The sequence below is a fragment of the Sphaerisporangium fuscum genome (assembly GCF_018531465.1).
Taxonomy (GTDB): Bacteria; Actinomycetota; Actinomycetes; order Streptosporangiales; family Streptosporangiaceae; genus Sphaerisporangium; species Sphaerisporangium fuscum.
The window spans coordinates 78029-100134 of sequence record NZ_JAHDTF010000032.1 but is presented as its reverse complement, the minus strand read 5'-3'; the positions used below and the strand labels follow the sequence as shown (position 1 = coordinate 100134).

Annotated in this window: 22 protein-coding genes; 15 read left to right on the top strand and 7 right to left on the bottom strand. The window is 71.4% G+C overall.

The window, feature by feature from the left end:
- Positions 1-77 precede the first annotated feature (77 nt).
- Positions 78-662, top strand: a complete 585-nt coding sequence (locus KIK05_RS35455) for a TetR/AcrR family transcriptional regulator (protein WP_214415215.1) — start codon at positions 78-80, stop codon at positions 660-662.
- 16 nt (positions 663-678) lie between these two features.
- Here the strand turns inward: KIK05_RS35455 and KIK05_RS35450 are convergent, their stop codons facing one another.
- Positions 679-1272 (bottom strand): ATP-binding protein, encoded by a 594-nt coding sequence (locus KIK05_RS35450; protein WP_214415214.1) that lies wholly within the window; start codon positions 1270-1272, stop codon positions 679-681.
- A gap of 117 nt (positions 1273-1389) precedes the next feature.
- Here KIK05_RS35450 and KIK05_RS35445 point away from each other — a divergent pair, with 117 nt between their 5' ends.
- The 3 genes from KIK05_RS35445 to KIK05_RS35435 all read left to right on the top strand — a co-directional run bounded on the left by KIK05_RS35445 (position 1390) and on the right by KIK05_RS35435 (position 3188).
- Complete coding sequence (locus tag KIK05_RS35445; protein ID WP_214415213.1) at positions 1390-2268, top strand: helix-turn-helix domain-containing protein; 879 nt, start codon at positions 1390-1392, stop codon at positions 2266-2268.
- A 2-nt stretch (positions 2269-2270) separates the two neighbouring features.
- Entirely contained in the window at positions 2271-2495 is a 225-nt protein-coding gene (locus tag KIK05_RS47480) for a DUF397 domain-containing protein (RefSeq protein ID WP_214415212.1), read from the top strand.
- A gap of 225 nt (positions 2496-2720) precedes the next feature.
- Positions 2721-3188 carry a hypothetical protein gene (locus KIK05_RS35435; protein ID WP_214415211.1) on the top strand — a complete coding sequence of 156 codons (468 nt, stop codon included), beginning with the start codon at positions 2721-2723 and terminating at the stop codon, positions 3186-3188.
- Between the two features lie 74 nt (positions 3189-3262).
- Here KIK05_RS35435 and KIK05_RS35430 read toward each other — a convergent pair whose 3' ends face one another.
- Positions 3263-3829, bottom strand: coding sequence for a dihydrofolate reductase family protein (locus KIK05_RS35430; RefSeq protein ID WP_214415210.1), 567 nt, complete (start codon positions 3827-3829; stop codon positions 3263-3265).
- 380 nt (positions 3830-4209) lie between these two features.
- Between KIK05_RS35430 and KIK05_RS35425 the strand changes: the two genes are divergently transcribed.
- From KIK05_RS35425 to KIK05_RS35415, 3 genes are all read left to right on the top strand, one after another.
- The gene (locus tag KIK05_RS35425) at positions 4210-4797 is read left to right on the top strand and encodes a TetR/AcrR family transcriptional regulator (protein ID WP_214415209.1); all 588 of its coding nucleotides are present in this window, start codon (positions 4210-4212) and stop codon (positions 4795-4797) included.
- A gap of 273 nt (positions 4798-5070) precedes the next feature.
- Positions 5071-6246, top strand: a complete 1176-nt coding sequence (locus KIK05_RS35420) for a sensor histidine kinase (protein WP_214415208.1) — start codon at positions 5071-5073, stop codon at positions 6244-6246.
- A gap of 55 nt (positions 6247-6301) precedes the next feature.
- The gene (locus KIK05_RS35415; RefSeq protein ID WP_214415207.1) at positions 6302-7039 is read left to right on the top strand and encodes a Mut7-C RNAse domain-containing protein; all 738 of its coding nucleotides are present in this window, start codon (positions 6302-6304) and stop codon (positions 7037-7039) included.
- A 3-nt stretch (positions 7040-7042) separates the two neighbouring features.
- On the opposite strand, the gene KIK05_RS35410 is transcribed toward KIK05_RS35415, so the two are convergent.
- Positions 7043-7498 carry a DUF3995 domain-containing protein gene (locus KIK05_RS35410; protein WP_214415206.1) on the bottom strand — a complete coding sequence of 152 codons (456 nt, stop codon included), beginning with the start codon at positions 7496-7498 and terminating at the stop codon, positions 7043-7045.
- 175 nt (positions 7499-7673) lie between these two features.
- Between KIK05_RS35410 and KIK05_RS35405 the strand changes: the two genes are divergently transcribed.
- The 4 genes from KIK05_RS35405 to KIK05_RS35390 all read left to right on the top strand — a co-directional run bounded on the left by KIK05_RS35405 (position 7674) and on the right by KIK05_RS35390 (position 11282).
- Entirely contained in the window at positions 7674-8696 is a 1023-nt protein-coding gene (locus tag KIK05_RS35405) for an alpha/beta fold hydrolase (protein ID WP_214415205.1), read from the top strand.
- Complete coding sequence (locus tag KIK05_RS35400) at positions 8693-9202, top strand: RNA polymerase sigma factor (protein ID WP_214415204.1); 510 nt, start codon at positions 8693-8695, stop codon at positions 9200-9202. Before KIK05_RS35405 ends, KIK05_RS35400 begins: the two co-directional genes overlap by 4 nt.
- Complete coding sequence (locus KIK05_RS35395) at positions 9199-9687, top strand: SRPBCC family protein (protein WP_214415203.1); 489 nt, start codon at positions 9199-9201, stop codon at positions 9685-9687. Before KIK05_RS35400 ends, KIK05_RS35395 begins: the two co-directional genes overlap by 4 nt.
- A gap of 278 nt (positions 9688-9965) precedes the next feature.
- Positions 9966-11282, top strand: coding sequence for an MFS transporter (locus KIK05_RS35390; protein WP_214415202.1), 1317 nt, complete (start codon positions 9966-9968; stop codon positions 11280-11282).
- An 11-nt stretch (positions 11283-11293) separates the two neighbouring features.
- Here the strand turns inward: KIK05_RS35390 and KIK05_RS35385 are convergent, their stop codons facing one another.
- Positions 11294-12946: a serine/threonine-protein kinase gene (locus KIK05_RS35385; RefSeq protein WP_308250237.1), complete on the bottom strand. Its 1653-nt coding sequence runs from the start codon at positions 12944-12946 to the stop codon at positions 11294-11296.
- A gap of 202 nt (positions 12947-13148) precedes the next feature.
- On the opposite strand from KIK05_RS35385, the gene KIK05_RS35380 reads away from it, so the two are divergent.
- Both KIK05_RS35380 and KIK05_RS35375 read left to right on the top strand, forming a co-directional pair.
- Positions 13149-13415, top strand: coding sequence for a DUF6504 family protein (locus KIK05_RS35380; protein WP_214415201.1), 267 nt, complete (start codon positions 13149-13151; stop codon positions 13413-13415).
- A complete protein-coding gene (locus tag KIK05_RS35375; RefSeq protein WP_214415250.1) occupies positions 13415-17122 on the top strand; it encodes a DNA polymerase III subunit alpha in 3708 nt (1235 codons plus the stop codon). Before KIK05_RS35380 ends, KIK05_RS35375 begins: the two co-directional genes overlap by 1 nt.
- Here the strand turns inward: KIK05_RS35375 and KIK05_RS35370 are convergent.
- Positions 17104-17781 (bottom strand): DUF4328 domain-containing protein, encoded by a 678-nt coding sequence (locus KIK05_RS35370; protein WP_214415200.1) that lies wholly within the window; start codon positions 17779-17781, stop codon positions 17104-17106. The two genes, KIK05_RS35375 and KIK05_RS35370, sit on opposite strands and share 19 nt — an antisense overlap.
- 138 nt (positions 17782-17919) lie before the next feature.
- The gene (locus KIK05_RS35365; protein ID WP_308250236.1) at positions 17920-18564 is read right to left on the bottom strand and encodes a response regulator; all 645 of its coding nucleotides are present in this window, start codon (positions 18562-18564) and stop codon (positions 17920-17922) included.
- A 146-nt stretch (positions 18565-18710) separates the two neighbouring features.
- On the opposite strand from KIK05_RS35365, the gene KIK05_RS35360 reads away from it, so the two are divergent.
- Both KIK05_RS35360 and KIK05_RS35355 read left to right on the top strand, forming a co-directional pair.
- A complete protein-coding gene (locus tag KIK05_RS35360) occupies positions 18711-19454 on the top strand; it encodes an ABC transporter ATP-binding protein (RefSeq protein WP_214415198.1) in 744 nt (247 codons plus the stop codon).
- Positions 19451-21160, top strand: coding sequence for an FtsX-like permease family protein (locus KIK05_RS35355; protein WP_214415197.1), 1710 nt, complete (start codon positions 19451-19453; stop codon positions 21158-21160). The genes KIK05_RS35360 and KIK05_RS35355 overlap by 4 nt, the downstream gene beginning before the upstream one ends.
- Here the strand turns inward: KIK05_RS35355 and KIK05_RS35350 are convergent.
- Complete coding sequence (locus tag KIK05_RS35350) at positions 21157-22053, bottom strand: MvdC/MvdD family ATP grasp protein (protein ID WP_214415196.1); 897 nt, start codon at positions 22051-22053, stop codon at positions 21157-21159. The genes KIK05_RS35355 and KIK05_RS35350 overlap by 4 nt on opposite strands.
- Positions 22054-22106 lie beyond the last annotated feature (53 nt).

Here is a 22106-nt window from a genome sequence, read left to right as displayed (position 1 = left end):
TGAGGGTGTCCTCAAGTTTCATGGCCCAGACGGTAGCACGAACTTGAGGGTTCCCTCGACTTCGTAGGATGGGAGGCATGGCAGCCGGGACCAAGCCGCTGCGGGCCGACGCCGCGCGCAATCGAGACAAACTACTGGCCACCGCCACGCAGGTGTACGCCGAGCGAGGCCTCGACGCTCCGCTGGAGGAGATCGCCCGCCGGGCCGGGGTCAGCATCGGAACCCTCTACAACCACTTCCCGACCCGGGAGGCGCTGTTCGAGGCGATCTTCCCTCAGCGCCTGGCGGCCATGGACGAGATCGTCGCCACGGCCCTGGCCGACCCCGACCCGTGGAACGGGTTCGCGGGCTTCGTCAAGGGACTGTTCAGGCTGCAGGCCGAGGACCACGGCCTCAACGACGCGCTGACCCGCCGCTTCCCCCTGACCGCCGACCTGAACGAGGCCTGCGGCCGCGGTGGCGCCGAGATCGAGACGATCATCCAGCGGGCCAGGGAGGGCGGCCGCCTGCGCCCCGACTTCACGTCCCAGGATTTGGTCATCCTGGTCTGCGCGATGTCACAGGTGATCCACGCCTCGCTGGAGACGGCCCCCCAGGCCTGGACACGCTGCCTGACCTACTTCCTCGACGGCCTCCGCACGGAAGCCGCAGACCGCTCGTAGAGCCTGAAAGAGATCGTCAGTCTGCGAAGTCCTTCTCGAACCAGACGACTTTGCCGTGCGGGTCGGGCGAGATTCCCCAGCGGCTGCTCACCGCATCCATGAGGAACAGCCCGCGCCCGTGCTCCTCGAGAAGGCGGTCGGCCAGTTGGTGGTCAGCCAGAACCGCCTCGGCAGGCACGGCGAACACCGGCGCCCGCCGATCCCTGTCGGCCACTTCGACGCGGATGCCGGTCTCGTTTCGTGCTACGTCAACGGTCACTGTCGTGCCGTGGACGGCATGGGTGATGGCGTTGGTCAGTGCTTCGCTGAGGCAGAGGAGCAGGTCGTCCGCGAGGTGATCGGCCTTCCAGTGGATCACCAGAGCTCGTAAGGCGTCCCGCGTCTGGGCGACTGCTTGTGGCTGAGTCGGGACGACGAGGCGGACCGTCTCCCGTGCTGCGACGATCAGCCCCTTCCTGTTGGGCGGCTGATCCTTGCCGGCGTACCGCTGGTTCCCCAACGCATCCACCAATCCTTCCCCTCTGCCCTGACGGTCCAAGCCGTATCCCCGAACCGCAATCTGCGACGGCACGGTGACAATCTGTGACTGACTTGGGATGTCATTCTGCAATGCCAAAAGGGGGTTGCAGGCCAACTTTTCGAGCTGGCGCTCCAGGCCTTGACGTGGGATCCGATGTCCGGCGTTGCTTCTCTTCTGCAGGATGGGGCAACGGTGAAAGGAGTAGCTGTGAGGGAGAATCCCACCATCTTGCGAATGAGACTTGGCGGGGAATTGCGGGAGTTGCGAGACCGTGCCGGATTGAGCCTGGATGCCGCTTGTAGGGCACTTGCCAAGGATGATCAGGATATGTCGGTCTCGAAGCTGAGCAGACTGGAGAACGGCAAGGGTGCCATCCGGCTTCACGACATTCGTTGCCTGCTGAATCTGTACAAGGTCGAGAGTGAGAACCAGCGTGAACTGATCCTGAGTATGGCTCGCGAGGCCAAGGCCGCTGCGCCCGCCGCATGGTGGACGGACTACGAAGCCATCCTGCCGTCGGGTTTGTCGACCTATGTGGGCATGGAAGCGGGAGCCGGACGCCTGCTGACCTTCACCCTGACCCTCATCGAAGGACTTCTGCAGACAGAGGGCTACGCCCGCGCTCTCATCCAGGCCGGCCGTCCCACCGATCCGCCCGAGACGATCGAACGGCTCGTGCAACTCCGGATGCAGCGGCAGAAGGTGCTGACGGAAAGCCACGGACTCGAACTGATCACTGTCATGGACGAGGCGGCCCTGCGCCGACCCGTCGGTGGACCGGTCACGATGCGATCGCAACTGGTGCATGTACTGGAGACGTGTCAGGCGCTGCCCAATGTGACCGTGCAGGTCATTCCGCTCGGCAAGGGGGCTTACGTTGCCCAGCACGGCATGTTCACGTTGATCGAACCGCGGGACCCAGCGGACAAATCTGTGGCATATGTGGACTCTATGGGTGGAAACTTGTACATGCAGCGACCGGATCAGATCGCACGGTTCAGAGCGATGTTCGGCCGTTTGCAGGCCATAGCCCTCGACCCACACGAATCTCTTGACCTCATCCGGACAGCCGCCGAGGAGATGTGACCGTGAGTGCTCCTGAAACCAACGACCTTCAGTGGTTCAAGGCTCAGGCCAGCACTTCTGCCAACGGATGCGTTGAGGTCGCACACCTGCCCGACGGGGGCGTCGCCGTACGGCACAGCCGCGAGCCGGACGCCGAAGTCATTCGGTATACAGCCTTCGAATGGGACTGCTTCCTGGACGGAGTGAAGAAGGGCGAGTTCGACCGCCCCGGCGCTCCGGACGCCTGATCTCCGCGTGGTCGCCCGGGCCGGTCGGCCGTGAACGTGGTTGCTGGACGATGGAGGCGGGATCGTCTCAGCATGTCGTGCTGCACCGTCAGGCCTGGATGCTAAAGGAAGAAACGAGCAATGGTTGGTGAGCCTTGTCGTCTTTTCGAATCTGGAATCGTCCGGCGTCCGCGTTGGGTCTGTGTCGGGTGGGCAGCCACGTCGAGCCAGGGAGGCGTGTAACGGGTGGGCTTCATGGCTTTCCTTCGTGCCGCGCTTCTTCGCCGAGGTGACGTCGAACCGCCCAGGTCGCCGGTTGAGCTGGTGAGAGGGGTACGCAGGGACCTGAGCCACGACTACTCGCTGGGAGTCAGGGACGTCATCTGGCAGGAGGTTCCGGCAGCCCGGTCGGCGATTTCCGCGTTGGAGGATGACGAACGAGTCGAGGCGGGTGCCGTGGCGCCCCAAGAGAATCCGTACCAGTATCTTTTCGAACTCAAGGTGGCCGTCTTCGATCCGAGCGTGTGGAGCGGGAATGTGTCGCTGGTCGAGGACTGTATGAGGGCCTTCGAACGGGTGCTCGCGATCGGCTCCGAACTGGTGGACGAGAGTTTCGAGTGGGTCTTCCTGAAAGAGCTCAGGCGGCGATCCGACACTCTCGGTGAGAGCTACGGCCCACTTCTACAGCGGAAAGTCATGTCACCGAGAGATTGACGCTGAGGGTATGGAACTGGCCGGCCGCGCGGGAGTTTTGTCGGGAGTGGTCGTGCGGCCGGCCGATGAGGCGGTCACTTCTTCTCGTAGGTCAGGATGACCGTGCCGCTCTCCAGGGTGCGGTTCTCTGTGAGGGTGAAGAGGGTGGGGGAGAAGTCGGCGGTGAACAGGGGGATGCCCGCGCCGGCGACCACCGGGTAGAGCTTGATCACGAGCTTGTCGATCTCCGGGAGGAGGGTGCCGGCCAGGCGGGCGCCGCCGATCAGGTAGATGTCCTTGCCCTCCTCGGCCTTCAGCTCGCGGATCTTGCCGATCACGTCGGCCGAGATGATCTCGACCGCCGGGTCGGGGCTCTCCGTGGTGGCCGAGACCAGGTACTGCCGCAGGTGGGCGTAGGGGCTGGTGACGCCGATGTCCAGGGCCGGCTGGAAGGTGGCGCGTCCCTGCACGCCGACGTCGAAGTTGCGGTTCGGGGCGTCGAGGCCCATCTGGGCGCGGACGTGCGTGGGAAGGGTGTCGGGGTACTCCTCGACGATGAAGTCGATCACGTCCGGCGTCAGCGGGAAGAAGTCGTAGCTTCCGTCGGGGGCGGCGATGAAGCCGTCGATGGTCATGCCGATGTAGTAAACGAGCTTTCGCATATCTGATCCTTGAATGAGGTGGGCGGGAGGGGCGGCACTACGCCGGTCAGCGGTTGGTGCCGGGCTTGGGCAGCGGCCTGGGGCGCGGCACCGAGCGCGGCTTCGGCGTCTGCCGCCGGTGGTCCTGCCTGGCCGGCGTCCCCGAGGCCGGGATGCCGGTGTGCCGCGCCGGCGCAGGGTGGGAAGCCGGGGTGCCGGATGGCCATGACGCTGCGCGGACGGGCGTGGCCGGCACGGTGAAAGTGATCAAGCTGTTCGGTCGAACTCGCATCTCTGTTCCTCTCGCCGACCCATCTGGGTCGTAGTACTCTGCTTGGAGTGGTTAAACCGTAGTACTACACTCAGAGTGGTGTCAATTCGAGACTTCAGGAGAGATAGCGATGCGGCAGAACCCCGAACGACGGGCGGCGCTCCTTGACGCGGCCATCGAGGTCCTGGCCCGCGACGGAGCGCGCGGGCTCACCTTCCGGGCCGTGGACGTCGAGGCCAACGTGCCGAACGGCACCGCCTCCAACTACTTCAACAACCGGGACGACCTGCTCACTCAGGTCGGCCACCGCTACTACGAGCGGCTGGAACCGGACGACGCCGTGCTCGCCGCCGCCACTGCCGGGCCGCGCGATCGCGACAAGGTCACCGAGCTCATGCGTGAGGTGGTGGACCGCGTCAGCCGGTTCCGCTCGGGATACCTGGCCGTGCTGGAGCTGCGCCTGGAGGCCACCCGCCGTCCCGAGCTGCGCCGCCTGCTCACCGAGCGCATCCGCGCCGACATCGACGCCAACATCGCCTACCACACCCAGTCGGGCCTGCCCGGCGACGCGACCACCGTGATCCTGCTCTACCTGGCCCTGAACTGGCTGATCGTGGAACGGCTCACCCTGCCCGACATCTTTCCCGAGGACCAGATCGACACCCTGGTGACCGACCTGGTCGAACGGATCATTCCCGATTCGGGCCGGGCACGGTGACGCCGGCGGGCCACCCGAGGCCTGACGGGGAACCCGCCGGCGGCGGGCCAGGGAAGATCTGCGTCCCGCTCAGCTCGCCGGGGCCGGCCGGGTGACGAGCGGGCCGAGAAGCCGATCGTCGCCTGCGCGGCCGCTCGTGGTCGTCCTCCGTGAGAAGACTCTGGCGCTGCGCCCGGGAACGTAGGGGGGCGGCGCGGGTGCGACACCGGGAGTACGACCGGTCACCCCTCCACGAGGAGGAACGGTGGCAGGGAGAGGATCTACTCTGCAGGGATGAGGTTCTCGTCGCCGGCCGCGGATGTGGCGCTCGCGGTCGTGGTGGGCGTTCTGCTCGAGGCCGGGGCGTTCGCCGCCCCCGCGCGGCCGTTCGACCACCTGGCCGTCGTGGCCGGCGCGCTCGGCCTGATCGCCTGGCGCAGGGCGCCGGTGGCGGCTCTGCTGACCGTCACGGCGTGCATGCTGTTCTACTCGGTGCGGACGCAACCCGGCCCGCCGGCCGCCTTCCCCGTGATGATCGTGGTCTTCTCGTCGGTCAGAGCAGGTCACCGGTGGCTTCCGGCCGCCGCGAGCGCCGCCTTCCTGGGCGGCACCCTGGCGGCCACCCTGACGACCGCCACCGCCGGGCAGCCCGTCAAGGACCTGGTCCAGCGTACGGTCCTGCTGCTCGGCTGGTTCCTCGCGGCGGGGGTCGCGGCGACGGTGAGCAGGCACCGGCAGGCGTACCTGGAGCAGGTGGAGCAGCGTGCCGCCGAGGCCGAGCGCAGCCGCGAAGAGGCGGCGCTCCGGCGCGCCGGGGAGGAACGCCTGCGCATCGCCCGGGAACTGCACGACTCGCTCACCCACACCATCTCCGTCATCAAGGTGCAGGCCGGGGTGGCGGTCCATCTCGCGCGCAAGCGCGGCGAGGAGGTGCCGCAGGCGCTGCTGGCCATCCAGGAGGCCAGCGGCGAGGCGATGCGAGAGCTGCGCGCGACCCTGGAGGTGCTGCGCGACTCCGCCGACGAACCACCCGGCGGCAGCGGGCTGGACCGGCTCGACGACCTGATCGGCCGGGCGCGCTCCGCCGGGCTGCCCGTCCACCTCGCCGTGACCGGGACGCGCAGGGCGCTGCCCCTGGACGTCGACCGGGCCGCCTACCGGATCATCCAGGAGGCGCTCACGAACACCGCACGGCACGCCGGCCCGGCCACCGCCTCGGTGCGGGTGGCGTACGGGTCCGCGGACCTCGTCGTACAGGTGGACGACGACGGGCGCGGAAGCCCGGGGAGCCCGCCCGCGCCCGGTGTGGGGCTGATCGGCATGCGCGAGCGGGTCGCCGCGCTCGGCGGCCGGCTGCGCGCCGAACCTCGCCCCGAGGGAGGCTTCACGGTGCGGGCGGAGCTTCCGACGAGCTCATGGCGGCCGGCGGTGACGTCCAGCCCCGGACCGAGGTCCGCGTTGTCACCCTGACGACCTCTTCGACACCCACGTGCGGGCGCGGGCGGGTCACGGGTGAACGGCTGGCATGCTGGGCAGGGTGGGGAAGCGGGTGTGCGTGCGGGTCGAGGCCGGGTTGCGGTTCTTCCTGCCGCCCCGGCACCGCGCTGCGGAGCTCTGGATCCCCTACGACGGCACGTCCTCTCTCGGGCACGTCGTCGAGTCGCTCGGGGTGCCGCTGCCGGAGGTCGGGGCACTGGTCGTCGGCGGGCGGGAGGTCGAGGCCTCCTACCGTCCCCAGGAGGGGGACGCCGTGCGGGTCCTCGCCGTGCGCAGGCCGCAGCCGGTGCCCGCCCACCGGTTCCTGCTCGACGTGCACCTCGGCACGCTCGCGCGGCGGCTGCGCCTGGTCGGGGTGGACAGCGCCTACGAGAACGATCTCGACGACGACACCCTGATCGAGCGCGCCAACGCCGAGCGCCGGGTGCTGCTCACCCAGGACCGCGGGCTGCTGCGGCGCAGGAGCCTGTGGCTGGGCGCGCACGTGCGGGGCGCGGCCCCGCAGGAGCAGTTCGGTGACGTGCTGCGGCGGTTCGCGCCCCCGCTGGCCCCGTGGACCCGGTGCACCGCGTGCAACGGCCCGCTGGCCCCGGTGGGCAAGGGCGAGGTCGAAGGCCTGCTCCTGCCGGGCACGCGCCGCAGTTACGACGCCTTCGCGCGCTGCCTGGCGTGCGACCACGTGTACTGGCGGGGCGCGCACGGCGCCCGCCTGGAGGCGATCGTGGAGCAGGCGCGGCGGGTGGTGGCCGAGGCCGCCGACGAGTAGGGGTCAGACGGGCCGCGCCCGGCGCGCGATCATCGTGGCGGTGAACAGCGCCAGGCAGAGCGGGGTGTAGACGAAGACGTTGAGCCAGTAGAACGGGGTCGAGGTGTCGGTCCCGTTGCCCAGCGCCCACGCCACGCCGAACACCCCGCGCAGCAGCGTCCCGGCGGCGATCGCCAGGGTGCCCAGCCGGAGCAGCGGCCGGGGAACGGCCCGGCCGAGCCTGCCCAGCCTGCCCACGCCGGCGGCCATGGTCAGCGAAGCGGCCGTCAGCAGGGCGGCCAGGGGGAGCAGGACGCGAGGGGTGAAGGGCACCTCGAAGTTCAGGACGGCGAGCGAGAGGGCTCTGGCCTCTCGCGCGGGCCAGAGCGCGCCGGTCGTCCAGTAGAGGTGGACGGCCGCGTCGGCGGCGAGAGCCGCGGCGACCAGCATGCCGGCGCGGACCCGTGTCCGGTGTTCCATGGTGCGTCTCCAGGTGTCGTCGGTGGAGCTTCCGGAGAACAAGAGGAGCGCCGGCGCGCGGAGGTTCCCTGTGACCGACGCCACATCCGTGGCAGAGGCCGGCGGGGAACCTTTTCCTCCCGGCCGTCCTCTTCGGTGGCGAGACGGTTCGCCGGACCCCCGAGGAGCACCCACCATGCACGTATCGCACACGATCGACGGCCCCGCCACGACGGGCACGGCCCGGGAGGGCACCCATGCGTCCGGAGGGATCCGGCGGTGGGTGGGGCGTACGGCCGCCGTGGTCGCGGCGCTGACGGTGGCCGCCGTCCTCTACGGCGCGTACGGATACCAGCCCGCGGAGGCGGGCCGCGGCCACACCTCGCCGTATCTTCGTGCCGAGGGATCCCGTTTCGCCGACACCCCGCTCGCCCGGTTCCACTACCTGCGGGCCGGATCGGGATCGCCGGTCGTGCTCCTCTCCCCCGGAGGGGCCTCGGTCATCGGTTGGAAGGAACAGCTCGGAGTGCTCGCCCGCGCGCATACGGTCTATGTGGTCGACCTTCCTGGCCAGGGATACACCCGGTTGAAGGACCGAAGGTTCCGCTGGGATCTGCCGGCGATGACGGGGGCCATCGCGTCCTTCATGGACGCGGTCGGCGTGCGCCGCGCCGCCCTGGCCGGGAACTCGTGGAGCGGCGGCTGGGCGCTGGCCTTCGCGCAGCGCCACCCCGACCGGGTGAGCCGGCTGGCCCTGCTGGACGCGACCGCCTTGCACGTCAAGGACACCTGGAGCTGGGAGATCCTGAAATATCCGGTGATCGGGGAGCTGCTCACCAACCTCACCGGCACCGGCAAGGCGACCTACCGCGGCTGGATCGCCCACACGCTCGTCCACCGGGAGCGGGCCACCGCGCAGCTCGTGGACGAGCTGTGGGCGCCTGCCACGTTCCGCGACAACCTGCGCGCCACCTACGAGCTGGAGCGGGGCCTGAACTGGGCGGAGACCGAGGAGGCCATGCCGTCGACGCGGACCCCCACCCTGGTCCTGTGGGGCGAGCAGGACAAGATCGTGCCCGTGTGGCAGGCGCGGCGCATCGGCGCGCTGCTTCCCGACGCCCGGGTCCAGATCCTCGACCGCTGCGGCCACGCCGTCCAGCTCGACTGCCCGGAGCCCGTCAACCGTCTCCTCCTGGACTTCCTGCGCGAGACGGCATGACCGAGGACGACGCCGAGGAGCTCGACCGGCTCCTCAGGGCCGCCCAGCGCGGTGACACGATGGCCATGAACGACCTGCTCGACGCGCTGTCGCCGTACGTGGCCCGGATCTGCGGCGCCATCGCTCTGCAGCACGGGCCCGACGCGGCCCAGGAGACCCTGGTCGCGGTCTTCCGCAACCTGCGCGGCCTGCGGGAGTCCGCCGCACTGCACGGCTGGGTGCGCTCCATCGCCGTACGCGAGGCGGTGCGCGTCGCGCGGCGCCAAGGCCGCCACGAGCACGCGGCGCCGGCCGAGATCCCGGCCCGTGACACCGGGGAACTCCGGGTCGACGTGCGGGACACGCTGGAACGGCTGTCTCCCGAGCACCGGGCGGTGCTCGTCCTGCGCGACCTGGAGGGGCTGGACGAGCAGCAGGCCGCCGCCGTCCTCCGGCTCCCTCAGGGCACGGTGAAGTCCCGGTTGCACCGGGCGCGAGCGAGCTTCCGAAAGGCATGGGAACGATGAGCCTGATCCCCGGAGAGATGGGGCCGGTCGCCGGCCTCGACCCGGTGCGGCGCCTGCGCGTCATGGCGGCCGCGACGCCTGGGTGCGTCCTGCTCGAACGCTTCGTCGCGGCGCCCTTCGACGTGGTCTGGGCGGTCGCCGCCGACCTCGAGAACGAGCTGCCGCGCTACCAGCCGTTCGTGCGTACCGTCCGGGTCACCCCGCGTGGCGAGGACAGGCTCGACGTCCGCGCTCTGGGCAACGCCCGCCTGAGTGCCGACTTCGACGCCGTCCTGCGCTCCGGTTGGTGCTGGATGCAGAGCCGGCACATCACCTTCGGCCTCGCGGCGACGCCTGTGCCCGGCGGCACCTTGGTGGGCCGCGCAGGCTCCACCCGCCGGCGTCCCCTGCGCCGGCTGGCCGTGCCGGTGCTGCGGCGTGCCTTCGCCAGGGAACTCGACCGTTTCGAGGCCCGCGTGCAGGCGCGCCGGCGGGACGACCGGTGAGCGGATCCTGGTTTTCTCGGAAATTGCTCGTTTCACGGTTGTCGCTTGCGTGAACGGCCGTGGAGCTGCCGACTCTGGAGACCAGTAGGCCTGCTATATCAGGAAAGCGGACAGAAAACCCCTTGTTCTGTAATCATGACTATTTGTGGCCTCGGGCTGTCGAAACGGGGAATCCGACGTGAAGCCGGGCGGGGCCGTACCTGGTGAACAGGCGTGACCTCGCGTCGCCGAACCGGTGGTGACAGCTGCGGTCCGGAAATATAGGGGATTGAGGCCAGATGGGCGAAAAGTCGGAAAAAGCGGAGGCTGGCGAGCCGGCCGGGGAAACGCCGGCCGAACGCGATCGGCCCGCCACCTTCGGCGACGTGTTCGGCGTGGCCGAGTACCGAGCCCTGTTCGGCGCCGCCCTCCTGTCCTGGGTCGGCGACTACTTCGCCAAGGTCGCGGTGGCCTACCTGCTGTTCCGCGACACCGGCTCGGTGCTGCTGTCCGCCATCGGTTTCGCGGTCAGCTATCTGCCATGGGTGGCCGGAGGGCCGGTGCTCGCCGCGCTCGCCGAACGTTACCCCTATCGCAGGGTGATGATCATCTGCGACGTGGTCCGGATGGCGCTGATCGGCCTGATGGCCGCCCCCGGCACGCCGTTCCCCCTCATGCTCCTGCTGCTGCTCGGCGCCTCGCTGCTCACCCCGCCGTTCCAGGCGGCGCGCTCGGCGATGGTGGCGCAGCTCCTCACCGGGGACCGGTACGTCGTCGGGCTGTCGTTCCAGAACATGGCCGGCCAGGGCGCGCAGGTGGCCGGGTACGCGCTCGGCGGCGTGGTGTCCGCCATCGACGCCCGGACGGCGCTGCTCATCGACGCCGCCACGTTCGGCCTGTCGGCGCTGCTGCTGTGGCGCGGCGTACGTCCCCGGCCCGCGACGGTGGAGGACGCCCAGCGGAGGTCGCTGCTGCGGGAGACCGGCGACGGCCTGAGGTTCGTCTTCGGGCACCGCGTGATGCGGCCGACCGCGCTGGTGGTGTTCAGCGTGGTGGGGATCATCATCGTCCCGGAGGGCCTCGCCGCCGCCTGGGCGTCCCAGTTCGGCGGCGGTTCGCGGATCGCCGGGCTGCTGATGGCGGCACTGCCGATCGGCGCGGTCATCGGGGCCGTCGTGACCCGGGTGACCGGCCCGGAACGGCGGCTGAGGCTCGTCAGGCCGCTGCTGATCGTGGGACCGGCGCTTCTCGTGCCCGTTCTCGTCTCACCGCCGTTCCAGGTGGCGTTCGTCCTGGTGGTGACGGCGGCGGCGGCCGTGAACACGGTCATGGTGCCGCTCAACGGCCTGTTCGTGCAGATGCTGCCGAACGCCTACCGGGCGCGCGCCTTCGGGATCATGCAGGGTGGGATCCAGCTCACCCACGCGGTGGCCGTGCTCGTCGCCGGCGTGTTCGCCGAGAGGTTCCCCGTGCCGATCGTCATCGGCGCCTGGTCGGTGTGCGGCCTGGCGCTGATGGCCGTCGCCGTGACCAGGTGGCCCGGGCGCGAGGTGGTCAGGGAGGAGATCGCCTACGCGGCCGAGCTCAACCGCGCCGCCGTGCCCGCCACCTCCTGACCCTCCGTGGCTCATGTGCCGGGGGCGCCGCCCTGGAGGGTGAAGTCGTCGAAGCCCATCTTCAACCGGGCCCCGGACTGCTCGGGAACCCGCGCCAGGAAGCCGACGTCCCCGTTGGGCAGCCCGGTGGGGGTGCCCACGGTCGTGTCGAGGTACGACTGCACCCGCTCGCCGTCCACCCACATGGTCAGTCGCACGCCGTCGGCGGTCTTGGTGCACTCGGCCTGGAGCCTGACCGGCTTGCCCTTCTCGAGCCCGGTGACGGGCGCCGGAGGGGTCAGGTTGCCGCCGGTGCCCTTGGCGACGCCCCTCAGGCGGGCCTCGCCGCCGGAGGTCAGCAGGAACTCGTACCGGCTCTGCTTGTAGTCGTCGTCGGCCCGGCAGAACAGCCCGAACTCGCCCGAGCCGCTGGACTCGCGCATCGTGGCGGTCACGGTGAGCAGCAGGCGTTCCGGGGTCACCGGGGTCGGGGAGGCGGAGGGGTCAGGGGTGGCGGGCGGCGTGGGGACGAACGGGATCGGGGCCTTCTGCAGCCTCTCGGCGGCGTCGTCGTCCACGTCGACGCCGTAGAAGCCCTGGGAGGAGTAGCCGTACTTCCCGGTCGCGTCACCGGTGTAGTGGCCGCCGTCCCAGCCGGTGCCGGAGTCGTTGAAGTCGTCCCGGTAGAGGTAGCTCAGGTCGGCGGGCGGGCCGGACGGCGACAGCAGGGCGCGCAGCCCCAGGCCCGCGACGACGAGCGCGATCACGCCCACCCCGATGAGCCGCTTGCGGCGGTGTGCCCACCCTGTGGGCCCCGGAGGGACGACGGGCGGCGGGGACGGCACGGTGGACGCGGCGGTGGCCATGGGGTGCGGGGCCGCCCCCGGACCGACCATCTGGTCCAGGATCTGCTGCGCCGTGGGCCTGTGCGCCGGGTCCTTCCGCAGCGTCGCCGCCACCAGGGCGCGAAGCGGGGGCTCCATGCCCTCCAGCGACGGCTCGGTGTTCAGCACCTGGTACATGATCGACGGGAGCGACTCGCCGCCGAACGGCGTGCGGCCGGTGGCGGCGAAGGCCACCAGGCAGCCCCACGAGAACACGTCGCAGGCGGGCGAGGCCGGCTCCCCGCGCAGCACCTCGGGCGCCATGTAGCGGGGCGTGCCGATCAGCTCGCCCGTGCCGGTGATGCCGCCGAGGGTGTCGAGCGCGCGGGCGATGCCGAAGTCGATGACCCTGGGCCCCACCGGCGACAGCAGGACGTTGGACGGTTTGAGGTCGCGGTGGACGACGCCCGCGCCGTGGATCGCGGTCAGCGCGGTCGCGACCCCGACGGCCAGGGCGTCCAGGCTGGATCCGCGCAGTGGCCCGTGGGCGCGCACGGCCTCGTCGAGGTTCGGGCCCTCGACGTATTCGGTGACGACGTACAGCTGCTCGCCGTCGAGGTCGGCGTCGAGGACCGCCGCGGTGCAGAAGCGGCGGACGCGGCGGGCGGCCTCGGCCTCGCGGCGGAAGCGGCTGCGGAACTGCTCGTACCGGCTGTACTCGGGGTTGATCACCTTGATGGCGACCCGCTGCCCGGCGTCGTCCTGACCGAGGTAGACCGTGCCCATCCCGCCACGGCCCAGCCTGCCGATCAGCCGATAGCGGCCGATCTGGGAGGGTTCGCTGGGACTTAGGTTGTTCACCACGTTGCCTCACGCCTGGTACCTGTTCGCGGCGGCCAGCCTATCGAGATCGGGCTCCGGAGGACCGATACGCGGACGCCCTCGAAGGAGGTGTGTGGCGATTTGCCCTCGCGCCTCTGGGAACGTATGTTCGATGTAGCAGCACCGCCCGCCTTCCCCCGGGTGCTCCGAGTTCCCAAGGCCCAGGGGAGAAGAAGCCGCGTTGAGCAGAATCTACGGGGATCCCATCGAGGTGTGGACGCGGGACGGCGAGCCCGCCCGCTTCGTCTGGCGTGACCGGCTCTACGTCGTCCGCACGGTCCTCGACCACTGGGTGACCTCCCGCGAGTGGTGGAAGATCTCCGAGAACGACCCGGGCGAGCGCCGTTTCTGGCGGGTCGAGGCGAGCCCGGGCGGCCAGAACGGCACCTACGAGCTGCGGTTCGACACCGCCAGCGGCGGCTGGCTCATGCTCAGGGCGTGGGACTGATGTTCCCCCACCTCCACGTCGCCTCCGCCTACTCCCTGAGGTACGGCTCGGCGTTCCCCGCCAAGCTCGTCGAACGCGCGGCCGAGCACGAGATGGACATCCTCGCCCTGACCGACCGCGACGGGATGTACGGCGCGGTCAAGCACGTCCAGGCGTGCCACGACGCCGGTGTCCGGCCCGTCGTGGGCGTCGATATGGCGCTCGCGGGCGCCGGCGGCCTCGCCCTGTGGGGCGAGGGGGACGACCGGGCGCTGCGCGGCTCCGGCCACCTGCACACCGGCCACAGCCCGGAGGGAACGGGGGACGACGCCGACCGGGTCACCGTGCTGGCCCGCTCCGGCGGCTGGGCGCACCTGTGCCGGCTCACCACCGCGGCCCACTACGCCGGCGAACGGGGCGAACCCCGGGTGACCCGCGAGCTGGTCGCCGAGCACGCGGGCGGTCTGCTGGTCATGCTGGGCCCCCGCTCCGACGTCGGCCGGGCCGTGGCCGGGCGCCGCGACGAGCACGCCCGCGCGCTGCTCGCCGCCTGGCGGGCCGCGGTGCCCGACGTGGTGGTCGAGATCGTCGACCACTACGGCTACCGCGACGCGAGCACCGCCGCGCGCATGCTCGTCCTGGCCGAATCGGTGGGCGTGCCCGCCGTGCTGACCAACGCCGTCCGCCACCTCGAACCCGGCGACTACCGGGTGGGCGACGTCCTCGACGCGGCGCGCAAGCTCGTGCCGCTCCACTCCCGGCACGTCGAGCACTCCGCCTCGCACGCCTACCTCAAGAGCGGCAAGGAGATGTGGCAGGTGGCCCTGCGCGTCTGCGGGGGCGACCGTGACCGGGCGCGCCGGCTGCTGGCCCGCACACGGCAGGTGGCCGAGCGGTGCGTGCTCGATCCGCTGGAGGTCCTCGCGCTGCGCGGCGGCACCGAGCGGCTCCACCTGCCGGAGGTCGACGGGGACGCCGTGCTCATGCTGCGCGCCCGGTGCGAGAGCGGGCTGCGCGACCGCGGTCTCGAACGGTCCGCGCGGGCGCGCGAGCGGCTGGCCGCGGAGCTGGCGATCATCGAGAAGAAGCAGTTGTCCGGCTACTTCATCACCGTCTCCGACATCACCGGCATGATCCGCGAGATGGGCGTGCGGTGCGCCATCAGGGGTTCGGGGGCCGGGAGCCTGGTCAACCACCTCATCCACATCGGCGAGGTGAACCCCCTCGACCACGGCCTCCTCATGGAGCGCTTCCTCTCCGAGGGCCGCAAGGGGCTGCCCGACATCGACGTCGACGTCGAGTCGGCCCGGCGGCTCGACTGCTACGACCTGATCTTCCGCCGGTACGGCGAGGGCCGGGTGGCCTGCGTCTCGATGATGGAGACCTACCGCGCCCGCAGCGCCATCCGCGACGTCGGGGCGGCCATGGGGCTGCCGCCGCACGAGATCGACGTGATCGCCAAGGCGTTCCCGCACATCAGGGCCAAGCAGATCCGTACCGCCCTGAGCGACCTGCCCGAGCTGCGCGACAGCGGCCTCGGCGACAAGGCCCTGGACACCATGTTCCGGCTCGCGGAGAAGCTCGACGGGCTGCCCCGGCACATCGCCATGCACCCCTGCGGCGTGCTCGTCGGCAACTCCACCCTGCGCGACCGCACCCCGGTCGAGCGGAGCCTGCTGGAGTTCCCGATGAGCCAGTTCGACAAGGAGGACGTCGAGGAGGCCGGGCTGCTCAAGCTCGACGTGCTCGGCGTGCGCATGCAGTCGGCCATGGCGTACGCGCTGAGCGAGATCAAGCGGGTGGAGGGCCACGACATCGACCTCGACCGCGAGGTCCCGAGGGACGACACGGCGACCTACGACATGATCTGCACCGGCCGCACGCTCGGCTGCTTCCAGATCGAGTCGCCCGGCCAGCGGGAGCTGGTGTCCAAGCTCGAACCCCGCACGATGCACGACCTCATCGTCGACATCTCGCTGTTCCGGCCCGGCCCGGTCAACTCCGACATGGTCACCCCCTACCTGGAGGCCCGGCACGGCTGGCGCGAGCCGCGCTACCCGCATCCGAAGCTCAAGCCGTCGCTGCTGGAGACCCACGGGGTGGTGGTGTTCCACGAGCAGGTGCTGAAGGTCGTCGACACCATGACCGGGTGCGGTCTCTCCGAGGCCGAGAAGGTCCGCCGCGCCCTCGCCACGCCCGAGGGGCGGGAGGCGGCGCTCGCCTGGTGGGAGGCCGAGGTGCTCCCGGAGTTCGACCGCAGGACCACCGACGAGGCGTGGCGGGTGCTCGACGCGTTCGGCTCGTTCGGGTTCTGCAAGGCGCACGCGGCGGCGTTCGCCGTGCCCACCTACCAGTCGGCCTGGCTGAAACGGCACCACACGGCCGCGTTCTTCGCCGGTGTGCTCACCCACGAGCCCGGCATGTACCCCAACCGGGTGATCCTCGACGACGCCCGCCGGTGCGGCGTGGCCATCCTGCCGCTGGACGTCAACCACTCCGGCAGAGACTGGCTCGTCGAACGCCACCCGCCGGTCGCCCGGGCTCACGACGAGCCGGACCCTATCTCGCACATCGGCGAGGGGTACGGCCTGCGGGTGCCGTTCTCGTCGGTCAAGGGCGTCAGCGAGGCCGAGGTCGAACGCATGGTCGCGGGCCGGCCGTACACCTCGCTGGCCGACTTCTGGGACCGCGCCCGGCCGTCCCGCCCGGTCGCCGAGCGCATCGTGCAGGTCGGCGGCCTCGACGCGCTGTACGGGCTGCGCCCGGGCGGCGCGCGGTGGCGGCCCGGGGAGCTGACCAGGCGCGACCTCGTCGCCCAGGTGGGCGCCCTGGAGCGGGCGTCCTCCTCCGGCGTGACGGCGGCCAGGCGCGCTCGCCGCTCCAGGAGGGCGGCCGGGGCCGTCCCGGCCGACGAGGCGCCACCGGCTCCGGCCGTCCAGATCCCGATGCCGTTCACCGAGCGCGTCGAGCCGGGGGAGCTGCCCGAGATGACCGAGGCCGAGGCCGTGCAGGCCGAGCTGGAGATCCTCGGCATGGACGTCAGCCGCCACGTGATCGCCTTCCACGACGAGCTGCTGGACGCGATCGGCGTGGTCAGGGCCCGCGAGCTGCTCACGATGCGCAACGGCGCGGAGATCCTGGTCGCCGGGGTGAAGGTCGCCACGCAGACGCCGGCGATCCGCTCCGGGCAGCGGGTCATCTTCGCCACGCTGGACGATTCGACCGGTCCGATCGACCTGACGTTCTTCGAGTCGGTGCAGGGCCACTGCGCCGCCACGCTGTTCGGCTCGTGGCTGCTGGTCGCCAAGGGGGTCGTACGCCGGGTGGGCACGCGGGCGGTGTCGCTGCGCGCCCTCGACTGCTGGAACCTCGTCGAGCTCGACGAGATCTGGCGCGCCGAGGGGGCCGGCGCGGTGCGGGAGGCGCTGGAGGCCGTCCGCCACGGGACGGGAGGCGTCGGCGGACGCCGTCTGGAGTACGGCAACGGGTACCGGCTGTCTCCTTACGCCGACATCGGCCCGGCCTCCGGCGTGCGCACCCCGCCCAGCAAGCTCTGGCACGCCAGCCCGGGCAGCTCCGGCCCGATGGGATTCGTCCCGCCCAGACCGGCGATGGACCTCACCCCGCCCCCCGCCCCCTTCCTGCGCGACCGGACACTCGCGGTCGGGAAGACCGGTGCCGGCCGGACGGCCGAGGGGAAGGCGAATCGTCAGTCGCGGGCCGGGTAGCTGTGCCGGGGGAGGGAGCGGAGCGCGGGCAGCAGCTTCAGGCGGGGGGCGATCCCCGAAGGACGGGCGCTCATCCTCGCCGCCGTGACCTCCCGGACGGTCGCCGCGCACAGCACGGCCGCGGCCACCGCCACCGCGAGCTCGGCCAGGCCGAGCCCGGTGAGGTCCCTGCCCTGGGGAGAGTGGGTGACCGGCAGCCTGATCAGGATGAGGAACACCATGGCGAGCCAGCACGCCCACCAGGCGGCGAGCAGCGCGAGCCACGACCGCCGGCGGCCCTCGCGCAGCCCGGCGTCCTCACGCAGCGCGTGGACGAGCAGCGCCGGCGCGGCGAGGTTCAGCACGGGCACGAACCACGCGATGGCGATCATGCGCGGGGTCGCGCCCGCCTGCCGGAGCCAGGCGAAGTAGGAGCATCCGGCGGCGAGGGTGGCCGCGGCGACCAGGAGGATCAGCACGGCGAACCAGGTGACGGCGCCGACCACCGCCTCGGCACCCGGCGCGTGCGGGTCGTTGCCGAGCTTCGCGACCTGCCGCGCGAGCTGCTTGCCCCGGGCCTCCTCGAAGACGACCAGGCAGGTCAGGGTGGCGATCTGGGCGGCGAGCGCCAGGTAGACGCCGGCCGCTGACCTGCTCACTGCGGATCGGGCATAGCGCATGTGTGTCTCCCCCCGGCATGCGCTGATAAGTCGTGTTCGGTCCGCGACGGAGCGCGACGCCTGACACACTCCTATCCAGCGGACCTCTCCGCTAATCGGCGAGGCGGTGGAGAAGATCCTGGATCTGCACGAGATGGGTCAGCGGATGATGCCGGACTCCCAGGCCCAGGCGGCGATCTCGACGCGGTTGCGGGCGCCGAGCTTCATCTGGATGCTGCCGAGGTGCGTCTTCACGGTGGACAGGGAGACGAACAGCTCGGCCGCGACCTCCTGGTTGGTGCGGCCCCGCGCCACCAGGCGCACGACGTCGAGCTCCCGCTCGGTCAGCGGCTCGCGCGGCGGCCTGGCGTGGCTGACCGCGGGCTTGGCGAGGTGTTCGAGCAGCCGCACCGTGACCGACGGCGAGACCAGGGCGTCGCCGTTGGCGGCGGCGCGGACGGCCTCGATCAGCAGCGTCGGACCGCTGTCCTTGAGCAGGAAGCCGCACGCGCCCGCGCGCAGGGCGCCGTAGACGTACTCGTCGAGGTCGAACGTGGTGACGATCACCACGCGCATGGGGTCGGGCACGCCGGGACCGGCCAGGATCTTGGTGACCTCCAGGCCGTCGAGCTTCGGCATCCGGATGTCGAGCAGGCAGACGTCGGGACGCAGGCGGCGGGCCTGCTCGACGGCGGCGGCGCCGTCGGCGACGGCCGCCACGACCTCGATGTCGGGCTGCGCGTCGAGGATCATCTGGAAGCCGGTGCGCACGAGCTCCTGGTCGTCCGCGACGAGTACCCTCACCGCACTGATTCTGCCAGTAGGCGGGGAGTCGAACGGCCAGGAAGGCCGTGGGACGGGAAGATCGGTCATTCGGCCGATGGGCGGGGCCGGTGGATCGGACGCGTGGCCGATGGGCAGGTCAGGGCATCCACGAGAAGGTTCTGGTCATGTCCTCGCAAAGCGTCCTCCAAGGCCGGGACCTGAAGAAGAGCTTCGGGCCGACCGCCGCCCTCGCCGGAGTCGACATCGCGATCCACCGCGGTGAGGCCCTGGCGATCATGGGGCCGAGCGGATCGGGAAAGTCCACACTGCTCCACTGCCTGGCCGGCATCATGAAGCCCGACTCCGGTGAGGTCCACCTGCTCGGGGAACGGATCGACGACCTGGGGGAGCGTAAGCGCAGCGCCCTGCGCCGCACCCGGTTCGGGTTCGTGTTCCAGTTCGGCCAGTTGCTGCCCGAGCTGCCCGCCGACGAGAACGTCGCGCTGCCGCTCATGCTCGGCGGGGTCCCCCGCGCTCGTGCGGTGCAGCAGGCCAGGACGTGGTTCGGCCCCCTCGGCCTCGCGGGGATGGAGGGACGGCGGCCGGGCGAGCTGTCCGGCGGGCAGGCGCAGCGCGTGGCGATCGCCCGCGCGCTCGTCACCCGCCCGGCGGTGGTCTTCGCCGACGAGCCCACGGGAGCCCTCGACCAGGCCACCGGCCACGCCACGATGCGCCTGCTGGTCGAGGCGACCAAGCACAACGACGCCTCGCTCGTGGTCGTCACCCACGACACCCAGGTGGCCGATGCCTGCGACCGCGTGGTGGAGGTGCGTGACGGCCGGCTCCTCACCCAGGGCCAGCCCGGGCCGTACGCCGCCGCGCCGCATCTGCCGGGGCAGCCCGTGCCGGGCCGGGGAGGCGCGCGATGAGCGGGCTCACCGGCCTCACCTGGCGGCTGCTGAAGGGCGGGGGACGCCGGGGGCTGCTCGGGTCGTCCCTGATGGTCGCGGCCGTCGCCGTCTCCACCGCGCTCCTGCTGTTCGCGGTGGCGGTCAACTTCGCCTTCGCGGGCCGGGCCGACCGGGGCGCCTGGCGCAACCCCGTGCAGGCGACGGGCACGGCCCGCGCGATCGAGGCGTTCCGCACCGAGTTCATCGGCGACCGGGCGCTCACCGTGGTCGACGTGGCGGTGCTCGAACCGGGTGTCGCGCCGCCCAAGGGGCTGCCCCGCCTGCCCGGACCGGGGGAAGTGCTGATGTCGCCCGCCCTGGCGGAGCTGGCGAAGGGGTCCTCCCTGGGCGCCCGCTTCCCGGGCGAGCCCGCCGGCACGATCGGTGACGAGGCCCTGGTCTACCCGGGTGAGCTCGTGGCCGTCGTCGGGCACGCCCCCGGCGACACGGCGGTGAAGGCCAAGTGGAAGGGCGACTACCGGCTGGGGACGTCGGCGACGAAGGTGGCCGACCTCACGGGGGCTCACTCCAACGACGCCGACGCCTACCGCATCCTCGCGCTGATCGCGAGCGTCCTGATGGTCGTGCCGCTGCTCGTCTTCGGGGGCGCGGCGGCCCGCCTGACGGTCGCGCGGCGCGACCAGCGCCTCGCCTCGCTGCGCCTGGTCGGCGCGACCCCCGGCCAGGTGGTCGCCATGACCGTCGCCGAGGCGGTGATCACCGCGTTCGGGGGAGCGGTGCTCGGGCTGGTGCTGTACGCGGTGGCGATCCCGCCGCTCAGCCACGTCCGCATGGCGGGCGGCGAGTGGTTCGCCTCCGACATGTGGCCGGGGGTTCTGCCCATCGCCGCCGTGCTGCTCGCCGTACCCCTGCTGGTGGGCCTGTCGGCGGTCGTGGGCCTGCGCCGCGTGGTGGTCAGCCCGCTGGGCGTCGCCCGGCGCGAGACGCCGCCGGCCATGCGGTTCGTCCGGCTGATCGCGCTGCTCGCCGTCCTCGCGGCCGTGCCGGTGATGGGCGTCGCGAAGAGCATCGCCCTGGTCGTGGCGATTCTCACCCTGGCGTTCCTGGCCCTGAACCTCGTCGGCCCCTGGGTGGTGGGCCTGATCGGCCGCCTCACCGCCCGTACGGCCAAGCGGCCCGCCCGGCTGCTGGCCGGACGGCGTCTGGTGGACGACCCGAAGTCGGCCTGGCGGACCGTCAGCGGGGTGGCGCTCACCGGGTTCGTCGCGGGGTTCATCGGCCTGCTCACGCCTCCGGCGGACCTCGACGTCGGCGCCGACAGGGCGACCGCGTGGCTGCTGCAGGACATCCGGACCGGCACGATCGTCGTGCTGGTGGTCTCCTTCCTGGTCGCCATCGTCAGCGCGGGCATCACGGCGGCGTCCTCGGTGCTCGACCGGCGGCAGAACTACGCGCTGCTGCGCCTGGCCGGGACGCCGCTGGAGGTGCTGGACAAGGCCAGGCGGCTGGAGACCCTCATCCCGCTCACCGTCATGGGCGGCGGGTCGATCGCCACCGGCGTCCTGTGCGGCACCCCGTTCATCGCCTTCGGCGTGAACACGACCGGCGTGCTCATCCTGGCGTCCTGTGTCGTCGCCGGGTTCGCCGGAGTGGTCGGGGCCGGCGCCATGAGCAAGCCGCTGCTCCGTTCGGTCACCGCCGACCCGGCACCGCGGCCGGACTAACGATGATCGTCCGGGCGGGGGAGCAGGAGATCGCAGAGGGCCTCGGTGATGGGCATGCCGGTGGCCTCCTCGATCAGCAGGAAGCCGCCGGCGGGGTTGACCTCCAGGAAGACGTACCGGCCCTCGGGGGTCAGTGTCAGGTCGATCGTCGCGAACGACAGGCCGAGCCGGGCCATCAGGCCGTGGCATCTTCCGGTCACCTCCTCCGGCAGGACGTGCGGCCGCAACCGCCGGGCGTCCATCGGCGAGTGGATCTCGGCGGCGAACACCCACGAGCCGGTGACGATGACCCGCAGCGCCATCCGCCGCGGCACCCGGGCCTGCGCGACCATCGGCAGCGGCCTGCCGTCGGCGCTCGTGAGCGGTGGCACGACGTCGAGCGGGGGGCGTTCGGTGACGGCCCACGGGCGGTCCAGCACGCGGGTCACGACCTGCCCCTTGTGGGCGAGGTAGAAGTCCAGCAGTTCGTCGTGGTCGGTGCTGATCAGCGTGGACGGCAGCTCGAACCCCGACCGGCCCGCGGCGGACAGCTGGTAGAGCTTCCGCTGGGCCCGCTGGACCACCGCCCGGGACGCGGGCACGGCGGGGCAGTCGAGGGTGTCCCACACGTCGGAGACGAAGCCGTTCGGCTGGACGGCGACGTCGGCGGCGGGATCGTCGGGACGCCGGAACCACACCGAGGCGAGCCGGTCGAGGTCGACGTGCCGCTGCCGCGTGAGGAGCAGGCGCCGCGCCGTCCCGGACGGGGTCAGGACGACCGAGAGGCGGGCGGGGCCGCGGAACCAGCCGGGGTCCAGGATCACCGTCTCGGCTCCCCGCCTCGCCAGGGCGCGGGCCACGTGCATCGCCTGGGTGTCGCCGTCCTCGGTGAGGACGAGCACCGTACCGCTCATCGCTGCTGATCTCCGCTCCTGCGCGGGGCACGTCAACCCCGCTCTCGACGGCT